Raw genomic sequence first — 19,776 nt, 5'->3', positions numbered from 1 at the left:
AATTCTACTGTGTGCCAAGATGATGATTTCCAATAGGTAGTAAGTAATATAGGCTTATCAATCCACTATATAGATGGATGATCCTAGGCTGCAAAAGATAAATGTGATTGACTTTTTAGGACCAATAGATTAAGTGAATTATAAATCTAATTAACTATTTTATTCATTTGTAGAAAAAAACAGACCATTTCTATTGAGATGTTTAACAAAATAGCTTATTATCATTTTAAATCGCTTTATGAAATCGTTTTCAATGAATGTGAAAGGAGAGGGGAATATGTGGTAACGATATCCGATGTAGCAAATGCTACGGGGTTATCAACAACAACAGTTTCTAGAGTCTTGAATCATTATCCCTATGTTGCCGAAGAGACAAGAAATGCAGTCTTAAAAGCTGTTGAGCAATTAGGCTATATCCCTAACAACGCGGCCCAAACTTTACGCAGGCAGAAAACAAATACAATTGCTGTACTTGTACCAAGACTGACAAATCCATTTTTTTCGCACCTAATAGAAAAAATTGAAGTGGAAGCGGCGAAAATGGGAATGCAAATATTAATTTGCCATACAAGATACAGTAAGCAAAAAGAAATGGAGTATTTATATCTACTCAACACGAAGCAGGTCGATGGAATTATAATGACCTCTATAGAGAATAAATGGAAGGATATTTATAAATTAATTCGCAATGATCCGATTGTGTTATGTAATGAATATGTAAATGAGGCAAATGTGCCAATTATCCGTTTGAATCAAGTTGAAGGCGGTTACATAGGGACGAAACATTTAATTGAAAAAGGTCATACGAAAATTGGATATTGTTCTGGCGGAATCTTAAGTGGAGTAGGATTTGATCGATTTCAAGGATACAAACAAGCGATGGAAGAATATGAGTTAGAAATAAAACAGGAGTGGCTATTCAACGACACTTTTTCCGATTTAGATGGAAGAAGGGTTATTCATTGTATTGCTAGTTTGCCAGACCGGCCCAGCGCCTTCTTTGCAGGTAGTGATGAAGTGGCTGTAGGGATGATTTCCGAGGCAAAAAAAATAAATATGAAAGTGCCCGATGATATTGCAGTGATAGGATTTGATGACCAGTTCATAGCTCAAATTGTAGAACCTGCACTAACAACGATCCACCAACCGATACAAAAAATAGGAGAATTTACAATGCAGGCAATGGTCCAATTATTAAGAAGCCAAACCATCTCCAATAAAAGAGAGGTTTTTGAGCTCCCACTTTCATTAATTGTAAGAGAATCTAGCTAATAAAACGTTTAGGAGGACTATTACATGAAAAAAAGATGGAAGCTATTATTACTCATTTCATTGTTATTGACAATGATTGTCTCAGGCTGTAGTTCATCTACAGGAGGGAACTCTGATTCTGGTTCTAAAAAAATTCAATTAACAATGGCAGCATGGGGCAATCCTGCTGAAATTAAAGTGTATCAACGTGGCCTTGATGAATATGAAAAAACTCATAAAAATGTAAGTATTAAATTGATTCCTGTACCGGGTGATAATTACGAACAAAAGCTGTTAACACAATTATCCGGTGGACAAGCCCATGATATTTTTTATGTCGGTTCTGAGACGATGCCGAAATTAGTTGAAACTGGAAAAATTGCAGAGCTAACCGAGTTTCTTGAGAGTGAAGAAAGTTATGTTAAGGCTGATGAATTTGCAGATGGCTTATGGGGAGCTGCAAGGCAAAACGGTGAGATTTATGGAGTTTCTGTTGATAATAATCCATACCTAATGTATTACAATAAAAAAGTTTTAAAAGAAGCTGGTATAGAAAAAACACCTCAGGAACATTATGAGGAGGGAACTTGGAATTGGGATACGTTTGAAGAGATGACGAGCAAAATTGTCAAAGCAGAAAAGCGTGGATTTGTTGCTGAAAACAATAGTGGCCATCTATTCTCTTGGGTTTGGTCAAATGGTGGGAATTTGTTTGATGAGGATGGGAATTATATTTTAGAAGAAAATGAGAAAGCACAAGAAACATTTAAATATTTGGCCAAACTAGTGGATGGTGGAAACATTACTTATTCGGGCTCATTGCCAAAGGGACAGGGAGCTGATGCGATGTTTATGTCGAATCAAGTTGGCTTTGTTGCAGCCGGACGCTGGTTAACACCAATGTTTAGTGAGAATAAAGCATTAGAATTTGATTATATTCCATGGCCAACGAACACTGGGAATGAAATGGAACCAGCAGCTATTGCCATTGCTTATATGTCAGTTTCGAAAGAATCTAAGCATATTGATGAAGCTATGAAGTTCTTATCTTATTATACTTCTGCTGAGGGGCAGAAAGCTCGTCTTGCTGATAATGGGAATGCAGTTCCATCTGTAAATGGAGTCGATGAATTAATTACTGCAGATGCTGTTCCTGAACATGCTGAATATTTAATTGATGCGCGAAATATTGGGAAGGTTGAAGACAAGCAAGTAATGATCCCAGGCATGGAAAACGAAATAAAGGACCTAATGGACCTTATGTACCTTGGAAAGCAAGATGCAGATAAGACAATCGAGGCTGTTTCGAAAAAAGCTAAAGACATGATTGAAGAGCATAACGCAAAGTAAAGAAGATAGACAATTCTAAAGGGAGAATTTTAATTAGGTATTCTCCCTTTCTATTATATTTCATGAATAGGGGTTGTTCTAGTGAGGAAAAATAATACATTATGGGGTTATTTCTTTCTAGCTCCACAATTATTAGGTTTATTGGCCTTTTCACTTATTCCACTTGGTTTTGCACTAGTTTTAAGTTTCATGAATTGGGATGGTTTTGGAGCAAAAACCTTTGCGGGCTTTAGTAATTTCATCGGTCAATTTCAAAATCCTGTTTTTTGGAAGGCATTATGGAATACTGCCTTATATACAATTCTCTATGTTCCAGTGGGCATTGCCATCTCCTTATTACTTGCGATCATGCTGAATAATATTAAAGGAAAAGAAATATATAGGGTGTTTTATTTTATGCCTGTTGTCACTAGCTCCGTTTCTGTTGGAGTTATCTGGATGTGGATTTTGAATGGTGACTTTGGTATTTTAAATCAATTTCTTGCCATGCTTGGTATTGATGGACCACAGTGGTTAACGGATACAAGGTGGGTAATGATTTCTATTGCCATGTTAAGTATTTGGTGGCAGGTCGGTTATAATATGGTTATTTTCCTTGCCGGGCTTCAAGGGGTATCAAAAAGTTATTATGAAGCTGCACAAATTGATGGGGCATCAAAAATTCAACAATTCCGCCATATTACATTACCACTTATATCACCAACAACATTTTTTGTCTCGATCATGGCAATTATTGGCTCTTTTCAAGTTTTCGACCAAGCGTTTGTTATGACAAATGGGGGTCCAGCTAAAGCAAGTTATACTCTTGTTTACCATATTTATGAAACAGCTTTCGTTAATTTTAGAATGGGAGAAAGTTCTGCTGCTGCAATGATTCTTTTTGTTATTATTTTGATCTTTACACTTATTCAGTTTAAATTTAGCGATAGGTGGGTTCATTATGAAAGCTAATACGATTGAAGTGAATACGAAAAAAACATTGCAGATAAAGAAGCGAAAGCAGTTAAAGATAACGACACTCTTATTTCATTTGGTAGTTATAATAGGTTCCTTGATTATGGTTTTTCCATTTTTATGGTCTATTAGTAGTTCTTTAAAAGATATATCCCAAATTTTTATCGTACCACCTGAATTTATTCCAAAACCATTTGTATGGTCCAATTATCCAGATTCTTTACAAGCAATGCCTTTTGGCAAAGCATATTGGAATAGTTTCTACATTACAGTTTTAATTGTGACAATCCAATTATTTACGGCCTCAATGGCTGCTTATGCTTTTGCGAAAATAAAATTTAAGGGATCTAATTTTTTGTTTATCTTCTTTTTAGCTACAATGATGATCCCTAAACAAGTTACGATGATTCCAACTTATATGATTATGGAAAAGATTGGTTGGTTGGATACTCATTTATCTTTAATTGTTCCCGGAGCCTTATTTAATGCATTCGCTGTTTTTTTATTAAGACAATTTATTATGGGAATCCCTAAGGAACTTGAGGAAGCAGCGATTATGGATGGAGCGAACCCCCCAAAGGTCTATTGGAGTGTAATACTCCCATTAATTCGACCGGCACTTGCGGCAGTAGGAATATTTATTTTTATGGGGTCATGGAATAACTTTTTGGAACCTTTAATCTATTTAAGTACACCTGAATATTTTACAGTACCACTTTTGCTTGACTATTTTAAGGGGTATTATGTAACAGATTGGGCTCTAATGATGGCAGGTTCCACGATTTCAATCATTCCTGTCTTAATTATCTATATCATTGCCCAACGCCATATAATTGAAGGAGTTGCTTTAACAGGGATTAAGGGGTAATTAACATCAAAAAAAGTGAGTCCATAAGGGCTCACTTTTTAACTTTTAGCTTAATTGTAAAAGTTAAACATAGAACAACACACAAAAGTACATAAAGGCACTTCCCGCAATAACAAAAAGATGCCAAATAGCATGTGAGTATGGTAAATTACGCCATATATAGAAGATCGCTCCAACTGAATAAAAGATCCCGCCCGTTAATAACAAATAGAATCCAGCTGGGCTTAAACTTGCATATAAAGGTTGGATTGCAATAATGATGAGCCATCCCATCAGTAAATAAAAAATCGTTGATAAGACTCTAAATTTATTTACTAAAAAGCATTTAAACGTTATTCCAGCTACGGCAAGACCCCAAACAATTCCAAACAATGTCCAACCCAATGCTCCGTTTAAACTAACAAGGGCAAGTGGTGTGTAGGTTCCTGCTATTAAAATGTAAATGGCCGAGTGATCAAGAATGGCAAATACATTTTTAATTTTAGAAGGTTTAACACTGTGGAGCATAGTGGAAAACAGATAAAGTAGGATCATGGAAACACCGAAAATGGTAAAACTTACCACATGCATCGCATTTCCATTATTTACAGCAGAAACAATCAAAACAACAAGGGCTGGTATACTTAGGAGAAAACCAATTCCATGGGTAATAGCATTCGCAAGTTCTTCTTTCCAATTAAAAGTTTCACCATCTGTGTAATATGAGGTTTCCAATATAATTCCTCCATTCTTCTTCATCATAGTGGTTTCTATAGGGAATAGCAATTATTATATTCGAGTAGATATTTTTTATTCTATCGTTTCAGATGCTAAACCTGTATAATTAAGATAACGATCATGAGGATGTGAAACATTGAAAAAAATAAAAATAGTTACAGATTCAACATCGGATTTAACGGCCGAAGAGATTGAATATTTAAATATACATGTTATTCCATTATCAATCTCAATTAATGGCGAGACATATACTGATGGAGTAGACATTACTCCAGAAGTTTTCATGAATAAAATGAAAATGTCCCCAGATCTACCTAAAAGTTCGCAGCCAGCTATTGGTGAATTTATTAAACTTTATGATGAGCTCGGAAAAGATGGCAGTGAGATTATTTCTATCCACATGACTGGTAATATGAGTGGAACGGTAGAAACGGCTACATGTGCTGCACAAATGTCCAGTTCTAAAGTAAAAGTAATAGATTCTAAATTCATTTCGAAAGCTTTGGCTTTTCAAGTGAGGGAAGCTGCTACGCTTTCTAAATTGGGTCATAGTCTGGAAGAGATTCTAGCAAAATTGAAAAAAATCCGTGATAACACAAAATTGTATGTGGCAGTGGATACTTTAGAAAATCTAGTAAAAGGTGGGCGAATTGGAAAAGGGAAGGCGATGATCGGTTCGCTATTAAACATTAAACCGATTGCTCACCTAGATAATGGTGAGTATTCCCCCATTGCCAAAGTAAGAAGTAAAACACAAATACTGAATTTCTTAATGAAACAGTTTATGAAAGATATTAAAGGGAAAAGGATTAACAGTATCGGCATTAGCCATGCGGAAGGCATAGAGCTTGCTGTAAAAATGAAAGAAAAAATTGAAGAAATGACGGGTTTTTCCAAAGTAGAAATCGACTATACAACGCCGGTTATTAGTACTCACACAGGTCCTGGAGCTATAGGATTTATGTATTATTTTGATGAATTTTAGTGAATCGGAACGAGGCTGGGACATAATGAAGCATTCAACTCTGAAGACGAACAATGAAGTGGTTTTAGCGAAGTATATATCCTGTACCGGTTTATACAGCTAATTATCACTTCAGTTCGGACTTTATGATGATGATTGCTTTCGTCCGAGCCTCTTTTTCTTATGCTAGAGGGTTTCTATTCCAAGATATTGAGTAAAAATAAAAGATTATTGACCACAGTCATGAAACTAAATGCCTTCGCTTACACCGGCTTATGTACAAGGAAAAGTGCTTCAAATCTTTCCTTGCATGATTGTGAGCCTCCTCTCATGATTGTTTCTTATAGTGAAAAATAATAAATCAAAGCGAAATGGTAAGTTTAAACTGTAAGGGAAGATATTAAGTACTGGTTTATTTGAAAAAAGAAGCGCGAAAACGATATGAGACAAGTGTAGCTGTTCTTCAATCAGTATCTCTCCATTTTTTCGCTCGTTATAAATTATGGTTGATTGCTAAATATGTTCGTATGTTATAATGAAAAACGATTTAATCTAGGGGGACATAGAACGATGAAAAAATTTATCATATTATTATTCTGCAGTATTTTTGTGTTTTCTGGTTGCTCAACCCCCTATAAAGAGCAAAAGGCACGAATTACTGAACATGGATATAAACAAATACCACCAGATGATTTTATCCCGAAAGATCTCAGGGTTGTCTCGATCGGAGATTCATTAACACAAGGGGTTGGCGATGTAAAAGAATTAGGTGGTTATATTCCTTATTTAAAGGAAAAATTAGAAAGCCAAAAAGATATAAGAACAGCAGACTTCATAAATTTTGGTATCAAAGGCAATCGATCTGATCAGTTGTTAAAGCGATTGGACCAACCTGAGGTACAAACGGCTATTCAGAACGCGGATATAGTAATGATTACAATTGGTGGCAATGACGTTATGAAAGTTTTTAAACAAAACCTTACTCATCTAAAATTGGAAACATTTCTTCAAGAAGAGAAATATTATCGAGAGAGATTGACTAATATTATTGAACTTGTTTCTTCATACAATAAACAAGCGAAAATTATTTTAATGGGGATTTATAATCCTTTTATGAGATGGTTTGCAGATATTAAAGAAATGGATCAAATTATTTCAACTTGGAATGACACAAGTTCAGATGTGGTAGATCAATTTGATCAGGCGTACTTTGTGCCGGTAGCCGATATTTTTAATAATTATGAAGAAGATTTATTATATACAGATTACTTTCATCCTAATAATAAGGGATATGAATTAATTGCTGCTCGTTTTTATACCTATTTTAATGAGCATGGTATTGTTGAAAAAGCCTTTCAAAATGGCTAAATGTTAGGAGAAGAGAATTTATGAAAAAGAAGAATGTTTGGAAAGTCCTGTTTTTTGCCCTTTTATCAATCAATATTCTTTTCTTTTTCGCTATAAGTATGTTCTTATTTCTTGCCGGAGAGGAGGAGGCTATTCCAGAATCACCGGCCGAAGATTCGAAAAAAATGTCAGAGTTTTTGATTCAAACAAATAAAAATGATCTTAATGAATTAATTAACTATTATATTGAAAAAGAAAATTTAAATGGGCCAATTAATTATTCAGTGGTATTATCAGATGAAGTTGAATTAAATGGGGAACTAAATGTTTTCACAAGTACATTGCAATTAAAAATGAGCTTTGAAGCATATGCATTAGAAAATGGGGATTTACTACTCGAGCAAAAATCACTTTCGCTGGGTGGGATACGACTTCCGGTTTCAGAAGTGCTTAAAATTATACGAAGTGCCTATAAATTACCCGAATGGGTGATCATTCAGCCAGCCGACAAGCAAATTTATGTATCTTTACAAAGTATGCGATTAAACAATGATATTCAAGTTCGTGCGGAAAAGTTTAATCTTGAAGAAAATGAAATTGTTATGAAAATGTTAGTACCTGTTGAATAGTGAAAAGAAGAAGTATTAAATTTTAAAACTTCTAGGCAAACACACAAACCGCCCACCCACTCGGCACATATGCTGTAATCGTAAGACAAAAGAATCGAGGAGTGGATTATTATGTATTATGGCGGATATGATGGATGTTACGATAGTTGCTATCCGGCATATAGCTATGGCGGAGGTTGCGGCTATCCGGCAAGAGGCGGCTTTGCGCTGATCGTTGTCTTATTTATTTTGCTGATTATCATCGGTGCTTGCTGGTGCTTTCCAAATTAATGAATAGCAGCCTTATCACATTGTGGTAAGGTTGCTTATTTTTATCCACGATTTTCATCTTTTCTGATTCAGCATCCATGCATGATTAGTGACTGTGTGCATACATTATATTAATATTCTGTGTCCTAAGGTTATTTGCGTAAACGATTCAATCCGCTATACTGATTAAATAAACAAACTCCGTTCAGTTTATATTTTTAATTTTAATTAACTGTAAGTGGAGTATTCAGACAATCAGAAAGGCGGTCTCAAGTATGGAAAAATCCTTCTATCATTTTTTAATGAAATTTCGGCAGCATTCTGCAGGGGATGATATCACCCAATTTGCCAATAATGCTTATCAAGATCATAGTTTTCCTAAATACTCGAGTGATTACCACGAACTTAGCAACTACTTAGAGTTACAAACGGATTATTTACCAACTGTTTCTCTTTTTGATCAAGTGTGGGATTTATATGTAGAGTCCGAAAATAAATAATCATGAGATTTAAGTGGATAGAAGATTCAGAAGGGAGAGAATAGGAATGGAAGAGATGGAGGTTATTATAGATACGGAAGAAATTGCTGAATTTTTCTATCATGAATTAATAAAAAGAGGGTTTACACCTAGTGATAAGGAAGTTTTGGAATTAGCAGATATTATGTTCGATTATTTAATAGCAAAAAGTATTATTGACGAAGAGTGGGAGGAAGGTTAAGCAGCATTTAGTATGCCCTCTATCCAAGTTTTGTCTAGGTGCTAGTTGCAAGGTTCGTAAGAAAGAATTAAAATTGGGGTAATAGAGGAGGCGAAGTGATTGAGTATTCATATTGGGGCAAATAAAGGCGAAATTGCCGATACAGTACTATTACCTGGTGACCCTTTACGGGCAAAGTATATTGCAGAAACCTTTTTGGATGATGTTAAATGCTATAATAAAGTTAGAAATATGTTTGGCTACACTGGTACATATAATGGAAGAAGGATATCTGTTCAAGGAACGGGGATGGGGATTCCATCTATTTCAATTTATATTGAGGAATTAATGCGAGAATATGATGTCCAAAATCTTATTCGGGTTGGAACATGTGGAGCTATCCAAAAGGACGTAAATGTCCGTGATGTAATTTTGGCTATGAGCGCCTCAACGGATTCTCAAATCAACCGTTTAACCTTTGGTGAAGTAAGTTATGCTCCTACTGCTTCATTTGCTTTATTGCAAACTGCCTATGAACAATCTATTAAAGAACGTTTAAATGTGAAGGTAGGAAATGTCTTTACAGCCGATCTGTTTTATAATGATAATGCAGAACATGAAAAGTGGGCTAAATACGGAATTTTAGCACTTGAAATGGAAACAGCTGCACTTTACACTCTCGCTGCAAAATATGATAGGAAGGCTTTATCAGTATTAACAGTGAGTGATCATATTTTAACTGGAGAAGCTACAACAGCTGAGGAAAGACAAACTACATTTAATGATATGATTCATGTAGCTTTAAAAACCGCTACAAATTAGGAAGAACACTAGGTAAAATGATAGAGTCGAATGGTTAGATTTAAAGAGAGGAGTTTTTACCTTTTTTAGAATCAAGTTATTTGGCCCTCAAAATGCTGATGTTTGAACAGAACATTGCACCCCTAAGATCGAGAGTACAGGCTTATCTCTTAAATAAATTTGACGAATTGGTGAAAAGCGAGGTTCCATTTATAATGGGAATCTCGCTTTTTCCTTTTTTAGAAACGTTACCCTTGTGTTGACCCTAAATTTGTCGAATTTACCTTTCCTGTACGCATTTAGATTGCTTCACACCTCCTACTATATAGTCTCTTTATTGTCAAGTATTTATAACTGTAATAAAAAGAAATTATAGTTTTTCACATATTATCAATCGGTCACATCGACTTTATGCCTCTTAAAATCTATGATTTAATGCCCAAGAATGGGAGTAGCTTCTTTCATAATTTAGTAAAAACTGTTAGAATGAAGAGGTTGTATTATTAAAAATAAAGAACCTATCCGAATTTAATTGTGACATGAAAGTGGTGAGTAGATTGGAAGATGAAAATCAGACAAAAGATAATTCTCCCGAACCCAATAGTTATATTCATATTAAAAAATTTAAATTTATCATGCTGATATTTATATTAATTTTTGCTACAGCGGGTGTAACGCTATTAGCATTATCCTTAGGTGGAGAAAGTCCTGCTAATGTGATTATTCAAGAGAGAAGAGAATTCAGTAAGCTATATCAAGCCTATGATGAATTAGATAAGAACTATTTTGAGGAAGTCAATTCAGAAGAACTCATTAATGGTGCAATTGATGGTATGGTGAATGCACTAGGAGATCCGTACTCTGATTATATGACAAAGGAAGAAAATGATAAATTTGAAGAAAGTATAACTTCCTCCTTTGAAGGGATTGGAGCAGAAATTCAGGAGCGAGATGGAAATATTGTTGTCGTTTCTCCAATCAAAGATTCTCCAGCGGAAAAAGCCGGAATTCAACCGAATGATAAAATCATCAAAGTAGATGAAAAAAATATTCAGGGGATGAGTTCGAATGAGGCAGTCTTATTAATTCGTGGAGAGAAAGGATCAAAAGTAGAGCTCACGATTTTAAGGGGAGAGAAGAATAAGGAAATTAAACTTACACTAACAAGAGCTGAAATTCCAATTAATACAGTTTATGCTGAAATGTTAGAAGATGGAGTGGCTAAGATTCAAGTTACGAGTTTTTCGCAACATACAGATGAGGAATTAGAAGAAGCATTAACTGAAATGAAAGATAAAGGCATGACATCATTAATTATAGACTTAAGAAGGAATCCTGGTGGTTTGTTAGACCAGGCAATCTCATTATCAGAGCTCTTTGTACCAAAAGGACAAAAAATTGTACAAGTAGAAGATCGAAATGGTGTGGTTGAAGAGACGATTTCTAGAACAGACGAAAAAATTGATGTTCCAACTGTCATGTTGATTGATGAGGGAAGCGCCAGTGCCTCCGAGATATTGGCTGCTGCTGCAAGAGAAGCTGCTAATATACCTTTAATTGGGGTAAACTCGTTCGGGAAAGGAACAGTTCAAACACAGAAGAAGTTTTCAGATGGATCGAATGTAAAATATACTATCGCAAAGTGGTTAACACCTGATGGTAACTGGATTCATGAAAAAGGTATTAAGCCTGACTATGAAGTAAAGCTTCCAGAATATGCGAATTTGCCTTATATTAGTCCTGATGACGAATGGAAAGTTTCTTCATCCGCAGAAGAAGTTAAAGCAGCGGAAGAAATGCTTAAAACATTAGACTACGATCCAGGAAAAGTAGATGGGTTTTTTGATGAAAAAACGAAGAAAGCCATTGAAAAGTTCCAAAAGGATGAAAAACTAGAAGTTACAGGTGTTCTTTCTGGAGATACAACAGTAAAGTTAATGACAAAATTAAGTGAACATCTAATTAAAGATGATCCACAAGTAAAGAAAGCTGTTGAGGTATTAACAAAAGATAAAAAGAAAAAGGCATCTTAAAAATTAAAGGTAAATGGGCCTGTATGGTAACGCAAATTTAAGTTCCAACCATGAGCGGTTAATGGCACACCGCTCTTACTAATATCCTATTGGTCTAAGGTAAAGGAAAGACAAAGCTTCCTTGTTAGACAAAGTAAAGATTTATAAATCCCTGATAAATAATAAAAAACAAAGCGAGTATCTACATAGTAACGTAGATGCTCGCTTCGTTTTTTAGACCAGCTTCCAATACAATCAGCTTTATTTGTGGTTTTCGCCAAATTTTATAAAAGTTCTTTCATCCTCAATCAACCCACAAGAACCACACTGTACTCTTTTTGCCGGACCTTGATATTTTGCATGTATAGGTCCTGGATCTATCCCATTATAATCCTCAATGACTTCTCCAGATTGGGGATCTAGGCGGACAGCATTTACAACTTGATCAATAATATTAAATCGAGAACGATTTGTTTTGCAATTAGGACAACAATAAGGACTAGTCATTGTAAACCTCCTTTAATAGTGAATATCATTAGGTTAACCGAAATTACAAAATAATATAGGTTTTAGAAAGATTTAAAGGACTAATAACATAATCAGAAATCAAGGAACGATATGAATGATTATATATTTCTGCTTGGAATGACGAAAAGGTAATCGTATATTCTCTGAAAGGCTTATGAACAAATAAAGATTGTCACACAGAAAACTTTGATTAAAAATAGCAATCTGAAAAGATTAATATAATAGATTTAGTGGTCAATTTAGCTCCTAGTCAAGGAATTAGCGACAGGTAGTTAAAAAGTTAAAGAAGACATTTTTCTGTAATAAATGTCATATATTCGCTAGTCTAAAAAGTTGTCAAGATTAAATTTAAACCAGATTTTGGATGATTTCCCGAAAAGTAGGTTTAAATAGAAATGATTACCAGAGAATGGTTTGTTTAAAAAGTCGTTATTTTTATTGTTATTTTAAGAGAAAGCCGATTGAAAAGACGTAAGGCAGATTGAAATTCTACTAATTGGGATTTTCTCCCTTAAATATTACATAGAAACGTATGATACTATATTCGTGCAAGCAAAAAAGAACCAAAGGGGAGAAACAAAAATGAAAAAAGATATAAAGAAAGTTATTTTATCCACGGTTGCGGCAACAGCTTTAATGGCACTGCCTTTTACAGGTAATGCAGATGCTGCTTCTAATACGGAGCAAAGTCCAGCACATACTTCGTATAAGGTATTCTATTTAAATGGGAAAGTAGCCAATTTTGATGATTGGTGCAAGCATGTATTTAAATTTGATTGGAATCAAAAAAACAAGCAAAATGTAGATAAGCAAAACAATCAAAGTGAACAAAAACCGGAAAAAAATGAAGAGAAGCAAGATACTAATCAAAACACACCATCTGTTGAGCAGCCTGAACAGCAACAACCGGCACAACCAGTACAAAAACCTTCTGAGTCACAAAATAATAACCAAACTACTGAATCTACAAATACATTAAATGAATTTGAACAACAAGTAGTAGAGTTAACAAATCAAGAAAGAGCTAAAAATGGATTGTCAGCATTAAAAGTAGACACAACTCTAAGTAAAATGGCTAGAGAGAAATCAAGAGATATGTCAGCAAACAATTATTTTGATCATAATAGCCCAACTTACGGATCTCCTTTTGATATGATGAAGCAGTATGGTATTAGCTATCGTTCAGCAGGGGAAAATATTGCTATGGGTCAACGTTCACCACAAGAAGTAGTAAATGGTTGGATGAATAGCCCAGGGCACCGTGCTAATATTTTGAACGAAAATTACACTCATATTGGTGTTGGGTACATTTCTAATGGAAACTATTGGACTCAAGAATTTATTGGAAAGTAAGCTTTTAAAAAATGGAGCTGTCTAAAAAGGTCAAGAAATTGACTTTTTTGGACGCTCTTTTTTTAATAAAGTTCTCCTTAAAGCAATGGGGAATACCTAATTTTATTTGAAAAAGACATAAAAAATCGCCTCACTCTAGTAAAATGTAGTTACCATCCACCATTAACAGAGAGGGCGATTTTTCAATAGTGATTAAAACACGTATATAACTCTACCTTGAGAGACGAAGGTAAAAAGCTATCTAAAGACAGATAGCCTTATTTTTTAACGATTATACTGAAATATTGTGTTGTCCTTGTTCTATTAATTGTTTCTTTTGTACATATAAGAGGCGAGCTGTTAGTGTCAGTGCGCCAATTGCTAGCCCAATGATTAGACTAACCCAATAACCGAAAGGCTCTAAGATAGTAAAATTTGCAAGGATGAAGCCTAATGGCAAGCCAATAATCCAAAAAGAAATAATCGCCATTATAAAAGTGACTCTAACATCTTTATAGCCACGCAGAGCACCTTGAATAGGTGCTTGGATGGCATCAGAAAGTTGGAAAAAAGCACCAAATAATAAAAAGCGGGATGTAAGAGCAATAACCTCTGGTTCTGAACTATACAATAGGGCAATCTTGTTCTTAAAAATAATTAGTAAGACACCAGTAATGAAAGAAATGCTAACACCGATTGTAATTCCTAAAAAGCTATAACTATGAGCATCTTTAAATCTTTTTGCTCCCGTCTCATAACTTACTAAAATAGTGAGAGCCATTGAAATGCTCAATGGGATCATATAAAGAAATGAGGTGAAGTTTAACGCCGCTTGATGTGAAGCAATTACAATTGTTCCGTATTTACTCATAAAAAGGGTAACGGCGGAAAAAATACTCGTTTCAATAAAAATGGAAAGTCCAATAGGAATCCCCAACTGTAGAATTTCTTTCCACTTTTTAAAAGAAACTCTTGGTAGGTTGTGAAAAACTTTAAATTTTGTAAAAGGTTCTTGTGTGTGGATGAATACGATCGCTATAATAGTAACGATCCAATATGTGATAGCTGAAGCGATCCCTGCCCCAATCCCACCGAATTCCGGGAAACCAAGTTTACCAAAGATTAATAAATAATTTAAAATTAAATTAATAGGCAAAGTCATCAATGTGATGAACATGGAAACTTTCGTTTTTCCAAGAGCATCAATAAAAGAACGCAAAGTATTGTATATAAATAATGGAATGACCCCAATACTGATCGAAACGAGATACGACTTAGCAACATAACGGACATCATATTCAAGATTCATAGCATTTAGGATCGGATTAATACTAAATCCACCGATTAAAATAATGAGTAACGCAAGGCCGATGGCGGTATAGACACCCTGTAGAACAGAAAAAGAGACATTCTTCTTTTGATTGGCTCCAATGAAATGGGATACAATTGGAGTAATCGATAAAAGAATGCCACCTATTCCAGTTGATATTGGCACCCATAATGAAGAGCCAACAGCTACACCGGCTAAGTGATGAGCAGCATATTTTCCGGTCATCATAATATCAAAAAAGCTCATCGAAAACATCGCTAGCTGTGTTATTAAAATGGGTGTAAAAATAATCCATAATTGTTTGATCTTTTCTACCTGAGTAAAAGTTTGTTCCATTCTTTCACCTCTACGATTATCATACCGACAACCATTATAACATAGCTAAATAAAGGAAGGGGAGGCATGCAAATGTATTAGTATACATTAAAGACAAAATGCAATTGGAATTTCCAATTGCATTAAAATATGTTTCGATTATTTTATTGAAAATTATGCTTCTAGTTGCTGTAGGGAAGTTTGTGTCTCCATTTCTCTCATGTAGTGCATTGTGAATAAATCTCTAGGAATCTCATATAAATCATATATGTGACAGGTTGGATTTAATTGTTGGAAAACCAATGGTTTTGTCTTATTTGCTTTTAAAACATAAGATAATTTTTCTGCCGCTTTTCTTGAACGATGATTTTCCACTTTTATTCTCATATAGACAGTTTCAATTTCCTTCTCAAAAAACAATTCCTGTAAAAATAATTCTTTCACTAACGAATTATATCCTTTACCATGATAGGGTTTCCCAATCCAAGTCCCTAGGAAACCAGCTCCGTCACTAACATCAAATAAATTAATTGTACCAATTGGATTTTCCCATTCATCTAAGATAGTCCTAGAATATAGTTCTCCGCGGTCTTCAGCTTCAATTGTTTGTTTTGTTGAAAATAAGAATTCTTCAAAGGAATATACTTTTTGACGCACATAAGGGAAGACATCCGGGTGCATCATTAATTCATAAAGAACCTGACATTCATGCCCATTTAATTCACGTTTTTTGAGCATAATGAACCCCTCCTAGTTGGGGCAGTCCTATGGATACGATTCTGCCCCACGAAATTTTTTAAAGTTGCATAAAAAATTTCGGGGTGGGAATCGAACCCACTAGAACCAGTCAATTACTGGTGGCGCACCATTTGCCTTCCCTCAATTATGAGCGATATAAAATTAGTAAATCTTTAATGACATCATACAAAAAAAAATCTAATTTGCATAGTAGTAAAAACAACAAAAAAGTAATTATTTTGGAGAAAATGGATAAAATTTAATGGGTGACTAAAATTTTTAGCTGCTAAGAAATTCCTGTCCTATTCATTATTCATTTTACTTATTATTCTCTATAAATTAATATAAGCAAGTATACGCATTTAGTTCATAATTTTATTAAATTTTGCGATCTAATTCCTTATACAATCTAGGAACAAATATGGATATAAATTTAGACAAGTTCCATCATATTCGATTACAGAAAAATGACAAAAGTCATATTTTATATAGAAAGGGTGAAAATATATGAAACTTATAATATAGTTAATACGTAGATTAGATAAGGAATAAGAAATGGAGGGTATTTATATGGAAACCAATATGGAAAACAAAGTGGAAAGCAATAATAATGACAGAGTACTTGCCGCTGTTATTTACATCGTTAGTTTCTTTTCAGCATTTATCGGTCCTTTAGTTATTTGGTTAATCAAGAAAGATGAATCATCTTTTATTGATTATCACGGAAAAGAATATATGAACTTTTTCATCTCTTATGCAGTATATGCGATCGTCGCTTCCATTTTAATGATTGTTTTAATCGGATTTATCCTTTTACCTATCGTCGGAATTGCGGCAACTGTTTTCACCATTATTGCTGCTGTCAAAGCTTACGATGGTCAAGCTTATCGTATGCCATTAATCTTCCGTATTATTAAATAATAGGGAGATTTTGATCAGTCCTTGATAAATATTATCAAGGACTGTTTTATTTGTAAAAAATATTCATTAGCAAATTATGAAAAAAGCTGGAAGTTAAGACCCCGATTTATTAACTATACTTATAGCGTTTTTGTCATAAGCTTGTCCATCTTTTCATATATTAGTTGTACATTATATAAAAAGGTGAATCATATGAATATAAAGGATTATTACTCAGGGATGTCAAGATTATATATTCATCAAAGCATTTTATGTGTAATTGTTTTTATGGTCATCATTTTTCCAGCACTGCAAATCACAAATTTCTTTCCAACAAATACCGCAGGGATTTTAATACTCACCATGCTTATATATTTTATTTTTCGTCATATTTATTTCGTATACAAAAGTCATAGTCTCCCTAATCCCTCCATTTTTCACAATGAAGGGGAGGTACTGCTAATGCTAGAGCCATCGCCTGTTACCGCATATCAAGGTAAATTGTTCTCTGGGAGTGGCTATTGTGTTTTCTCCATAAAAAAAGGAAGAAAGCAAGCGAAAAAAGCACTTTTCACTATAACAGATCATAGAAAAAATACATATTGGATGGCCAAAGTGAATGATTTTGGTATACAACTATTAAAGATCAGAAAGGAAATTTCCTTTGAAGCTTTAAAAAGCGACAAACGCGAATTTCATACCACTGATGGAAATGATTATCGGATCGTGAAGTCAGCGTATACATTTTCTATTAAAAAGAATGGAATGAAAATCATGACTGTTTCTAGGGGATTAATGCCAATTAGTATGCAGCGCATCTTCTCGGCAAGTACACCGATTATAAAATTTGATCGGCAAACAAACGAAGAAGAGCGCATTTTTTGTTTACTCCTTTATTTTACGAATTAAACGAATCATTTTGAATTGTCTTGAGAACTTGCGCAAAAGGTTGATGCTTTTTTGTATAGAAGAAAGCGGCGAATGGGTTCCCAATTGTTTCGATCCTTTTATTTACTTCTGCAATTGTAAATTTTTTCGGATTTAACTGTTCATTAATTTCATGCCAATATAATGGTGCAGCGACAAGTCCTTTAGAAGGTAAACGAACAGAATATGGAGCAATGATTGTCTTCCCTTCGGCATGTTGGATAAAATCCACGTAAAGCCTTCCATGTCTGTTTTTTTTCAAGCGCTCAATAGTAAATAAAGCAGGATTATATGAAACAAGAAATTTCGCTAAGAATTCCGTAAATATTCGTGTTTCCTCCCAAGTATATCGGGAATCGGGTAATGGGATATACACCTGCATACCTTTATTACCTGAAAATTTCACAAAACCGGTTAGAGAAAATGAATCCAATATCTTTTTGATAATGGCCGCTGCTTCCACAGCCATTTGAAAATGTTCTTGAGATGGTGGATCTAAATCAATTACGATTTCGCTCACATAGTCATCATCAACTGTTTGAAAGGGGATATGATACTCAATAGCTAGCTGATTTCCAAGCCAAATCAATGTTTCCAAAGTATCACAAACTATCATATGATTATCATCATATGGAATTGATTTAACAAAATCCGGTGCACTGTCAGGTTTGTTTTTTTGATAAAAATAATCCCCGAATTCGCCATGTGGTGCTCGAATGACTGTTAATAATCGATTCTCTAAAAACGGTAAGAGATATGGAGCTATTTTTCTTAAGTAGCGTAAGTAATCGACTTTCGTCACATTATGTCCTGCCCATAACTGTTTTTCTGGATGAGAGATATCAATTTCTTGGGGAAAAGCCGCATCTTTGATAAGAAAATAATTAAATGAACATTGATCAGGTGTTAAATCCAAGCGTAATTGGTTGAAGAAAGGCTCTCTTAATTGCTCGCCTTTCCACTCTAAATAATAAAGATCAATGCAAATAGCTGGCTCCATTCTAAAAATTGACCCTTTTTTAGAATGAGAATTATTTATAACAATTTTTCGAAGGGCATCCTTAGTTTCGGTATCTAGGCCATTAACAAATCCACCTAAAGGCATAATTCTTTGCTCATCTTTATATACAGCTATGTAAAAGTATTGATTTTCCTCATCGTATCCGGTAATAAAACATGAGAGTGTTTTCCAATTTTTGATTTTAACCCATTGTCTACTTCTCTTACCTTCCTCCCAGGTACCAGCATCTTGTTTCGCTACGATACCTTCACTATTATAATCATACATTTTCTTTGTAACTAGGTGAAAATCTTCCGCATTGGGAATGAATTGGATAAGTTTTTCCGTTCCACAAGTTGGTGATAAAGGTAAATCCAATTGTTTTAGCATTGAGAATAGTTGTTCTTTTCTGCTGACATAAGGTATTTTAGTGTTTGATTGACCGGCCACCTCTAATAAATCAAACACTAAAAAGCGACAAGAGCGTTGAAGAGCGGCTTCCTTTATTTTGCTTTTTGCTTTTAGACGTCCGCGAATCTGGATTTGTGAAAAGTTGGCTTTATAGTCATTCTCCAGAATGACTAATTCACCATCCATCTTTAATGGCAGCCATGGATGAAATTGTTCTTGAAGCGCTTTTAGATACTCCTCCAACTCGGGAAACTGAGGTAATAAATTTTTTCCATTACGGCTCCATATGAAGCACTCGTTTTCCTTCCATTCGAGTATGCCACGAAATCCATCATATTTTATTTCATATAACCATTTACCTTGCGTGGGTGGATCAAAAACTAAGGTAGGGAGCATTGGCTTTAACATAAGATCACCTTTAATTTATTGTTGAAATTAGCATACCCAATTTTAT

20 protein-coding genes are annotated in these 19,776 nt (G+C 34.5%); 15 read left to right on the top strand and 5 right to left on the bottom strand.

Annotated features, from left to right (window positions below; genetic code table 11):
* Window positions 1-198 precede the first annotated feature (198 nt).
* The 4 genes from J2Z23_RS17675 (at window position 199) to J2Z23_RS17660 (ending at window position 4,423) form a co-directional block, all read left to right on the top strand.
* A complete protein-coding gene (locus J2Z23_RS17675) occupies window positions 199-1,272 on the top strand; it encodes a LacI family DNA-binding transcriptional regulator (RefSeq protein ID WP_238482836.1) in 1,074 nt (357 codons plus the stop codon).
* Between the two features lie 24 nt (window positions 1,273-1,296).
* Complete coding sequence (locus tag J2Z23_RS17670; RefSeq protein ID WP_057988158.1) at window positions 1,297-2,601, top strand: ABC transporter substrate-binding protein; 1,305 nt, start codon at window positions 1,297-1,299, stop codon at window positions 2,599-2,601.
* Window positions 2,602-2,682: 81 nt separating this feature from the next.
* On the top strand, window positions 2,683-3,552 hold the full coding sequence (locus J2Z23_RS17665; protein WP_057988156.1) for a carbohydrate ABC transporter permease: 870 nt from the start codon (window positions 2,683-2,685) through the stop codon (window positions 3,550-3,552).
* On the top strand, window positions 3,542-4,423 hold the full coding sequence (locus tag J2Z23_RS17660) for a carbohydrate ABC transporter permease (RefSeq protein WP_057988154.1): 882 nt from the start codon (window positions 3,542-3,544) through the stop codon (window positions 4,421-4,423). The genes J2Z23_RS17665 and J2Z23_RS17660 overlap by 11 nt, the downstream gene beginning before the upstream one ends.
* A gap of 63 nt (window positions 4,424-4,486) precedes the next feature.
* Here J2Z23_RS17660 and trhA read toward each other — a convergent pair whose 3' ends face one another.
* A complete protein-coding gene (gene trhA, locus J2Z23_RS17655) occupies window positions 4,487-5,161 on the bottom strand; it encodes a PAQR family membrane homeostasis protein TrhA (RefSeq protein ID WP_057988152.1) in 675 nt (224 codons plus the stop codon).
* A 115-nt stretch (window positions 5,162-5,276) separates the two neighbouring features.
* Here trhA and J2Z23_RS17650 point away from each other — a divergent pair, with 115 nt between their 5' ends.
* The 8 genes from J2Z23_RS17650 to J2Z23_RS17615 all read left to right on the top strand — a co-directional run bounded on the left by J2Z23_RS17650 (window position 5,277) and on the right by J2Z23_RS17615 (window position 11,862).
* Window positions 5,277-6,125 carry a DegV family protein gene (locus tag J2Z23_RS17650; protein ID WP_057988150.1) on the top strand — a complete coding sequence of 283 codons (849 nt, stop codon included), beginning with the start codon at window positions 5,277-5,279 and terminating at the stop codon, window positions 6,123-6,125.
* A gap of 549 nt (window positions 6,126-6,674) precedes the next feature.
* Complete coding sequence (locus J2Z23_RS17645) at window positions 6,675-7,472, top strand: SGNH/GDSL hydrolase family protein (protein ID WP_209974718.1); 798 nt, start codon at window positions 6,675-6,677, stop codon at window positions 7,470-7,472.
* Between the two features lie 20 nt (window positions 7,473-7,492).
* Entirely contained in the window at window positions 7,493-8,080 is a 588-nt protein-coding gene (locus tag J2Z23_RS17640; RefSeq protein ID WP_057988146.1) for a YpmS family protein, read from the top strand.
* A gap of 111 nt (window positions 8,081-8,191) precedes the next feature.
* A complete protein-coding gene (locus J2Z23_RS17635; RefSeq protein ID WP_082881283.1) occupies window positions 8,192-8,350 on the top strand; it encodes a YjcZ family sporulation protein in 159 nt (52 codons plus the stop codon).
* 254 nt (window positions 8,351-8,604) lie between these two features.
* Window positions 8,605-8,829, top strand: coding sequence for a YozE family protein (locus J2Z23_RS17630; RefSeq protein WP_057988145.1), 225 nt, complete (start codon window positions 8,605-8,607; stop codon window positions 8,827-8,829).
* A gap of 46 nt (window positions 8,830-8,875) precedes the next feature.
* Entirely contained in the window at window positions 8,876-9,049 is a 174-nt protein-coding gene (locus J2Z23_RS17625) for a YozD family protein (protein WP_064505138.1), read from the top strand.
* A gap of 99 nt (window positions 9,050-9,148) precedes the next feature.
* Window positions 9,149-9,850, top strand: coding sequence for a purine-nucleoside phosphorylase (deoD, locus tag J2Z23_RS17620; RefSeq protein ID WP_057988143.1), 702 nt, complete (start codon window positions 9,149-9,151; stop codon window positions 9,848-9,850).
* A gap of 518 nt (window positions 9,851-10,368) precedes the next feature.
* Entirely contained in the window at window positions 10,369-11,862 is a 1,494-nt protein-coding gene (locus tag J2Z23_RS17615) for a lmo1851 family serine protease (RefSeq protein WP_057988142.1), read from the top strand.
* A 240-nt stretch (window positions 11,863-12,102) separates the two neighbouring features.
* Here the strand turns inward: J2Z23_RS17615 and J2Z23_RS17610 are convergent, their stop codons facing one another.
* Window positions 12,103-12,348: a hypothetical protein gene (locus J2Z23_RS17610; protein WP_057988140.1), complete on the bottom strand. Its 246-nt coding sequence runs from the start codon at window positions 12,346-12,348 to the stop codon at window positions 12,103-12,105.
* Window positions 12,349-12,951: 603 nt separating this feature from the next.
* Between J2Z23_RS17610 and J2Z23_RS17605 the strand changes: the two genes are divergently transcribed.
* Window positions 12,952-13,722 (top strand): CAP domain-containing protein, encoded by a 771-nt coding sequence (locus tag J2Z23_RS17605; protein ID WP_238456125.1) that lies wholly within the window; start codon window positions 12,952-12,954, stop codon window positions 13,720-13,722.
* A 271-nt stretch (window positions 13,723-13,993) separates the two neighbouring features.
* On the opposite strand, the gene J2Z23_RS17600 is transcribed toward J2Z23_RS17605, so the two are convergent.
* Together J2Z23_RS17600 and J2Z23_RS17595 are read right to left on the bottom strand one after the other, a co-directional pair.
* Window positions 13,994-15,367, bottom strand: coding sequence for an MATE family efflux transporter (locus J2Z23_RS17600; RefSeq protein ID WP_057988138.1), 1,374 nt, complete (start codon window positions 15,365-15,367; stop codon window positions 13,994-13,996).
* Between the two features lie 153 nt (window positions 15,368-15,520).
* Complete coding sequence (locus J2Z23_RS17595; protein ID WP_209974716.1) at window positions 15,521-16,084, bottom strand: GNAT family N-acetyltransferase; 564 nt, start codon at window positions 16,082-16,084, stop codon at window positions 15,521-15,523.
* 570 nt (window positions 16,085-16,654) lie between these two features.
* Here J2Z23_RS17595 and J2Z23_RS17590 point away from each other — a divergent pair.
* Together J2Z23_RS17590 and J2Z23_RS17585 are read left to right on the top strand one after the other, a co-directional pair.
* Entirely contained in the window at window positions 16,655-17,005 is a 351-nt protein-coding gene (locus tag J2Z23_RS17590) for a DUF4870 domain-containing protein (protein WP_238456124.1), read from the top strand.
* 441 nt (window positions 17,006-17,446) lie between these two features.
* Window positions 17,447-17,893: a hypothetical protein gene (locus tag J2Z23_RS17585; protein ID WP_128738534.1), complete on the top strand. Its 447-nt coding sequence runs from the start codon at window positions 17,447-17,449 to the stop codon at window positions 17,891-17,893.
* On the opposite strand, the gene J2Z23_RS17580 is transcribed toward J2Z23_RS17585, so the two are convergent.
* Window positions 17,883-19,730 (bottom strand): DNA ligase D, encoded by a 1,848-nt coding sequence (locus tag J2Z23_RS17580; protein WP_209974714.1) that lies wholly within the window; start codon window positions 19,728-19,730, stop codon window positions 17,883-17,885. The two genes, J2Z23_RS17585 and J2Z23_RS17580, sit on opposite strands and share 11 nt — an antisense overlap.
* Window positions 19,731-19,776 lie beyond the last annotated feature (46 nt).

This window comes from Lederbergia galactosidilytica (assembly GCF_017873565.1).
In the GTDB taxonomy this organism is placed as follows: domain Bacteria; phylum Bacillota; class Bacilli; order Bacillales; family Bacillaceae_C; genus Lederbergia; species Lederbergia galactosidilytica.
This window is presented reverse-complemented; position numbering and strand designations above follow the sequence as displayed.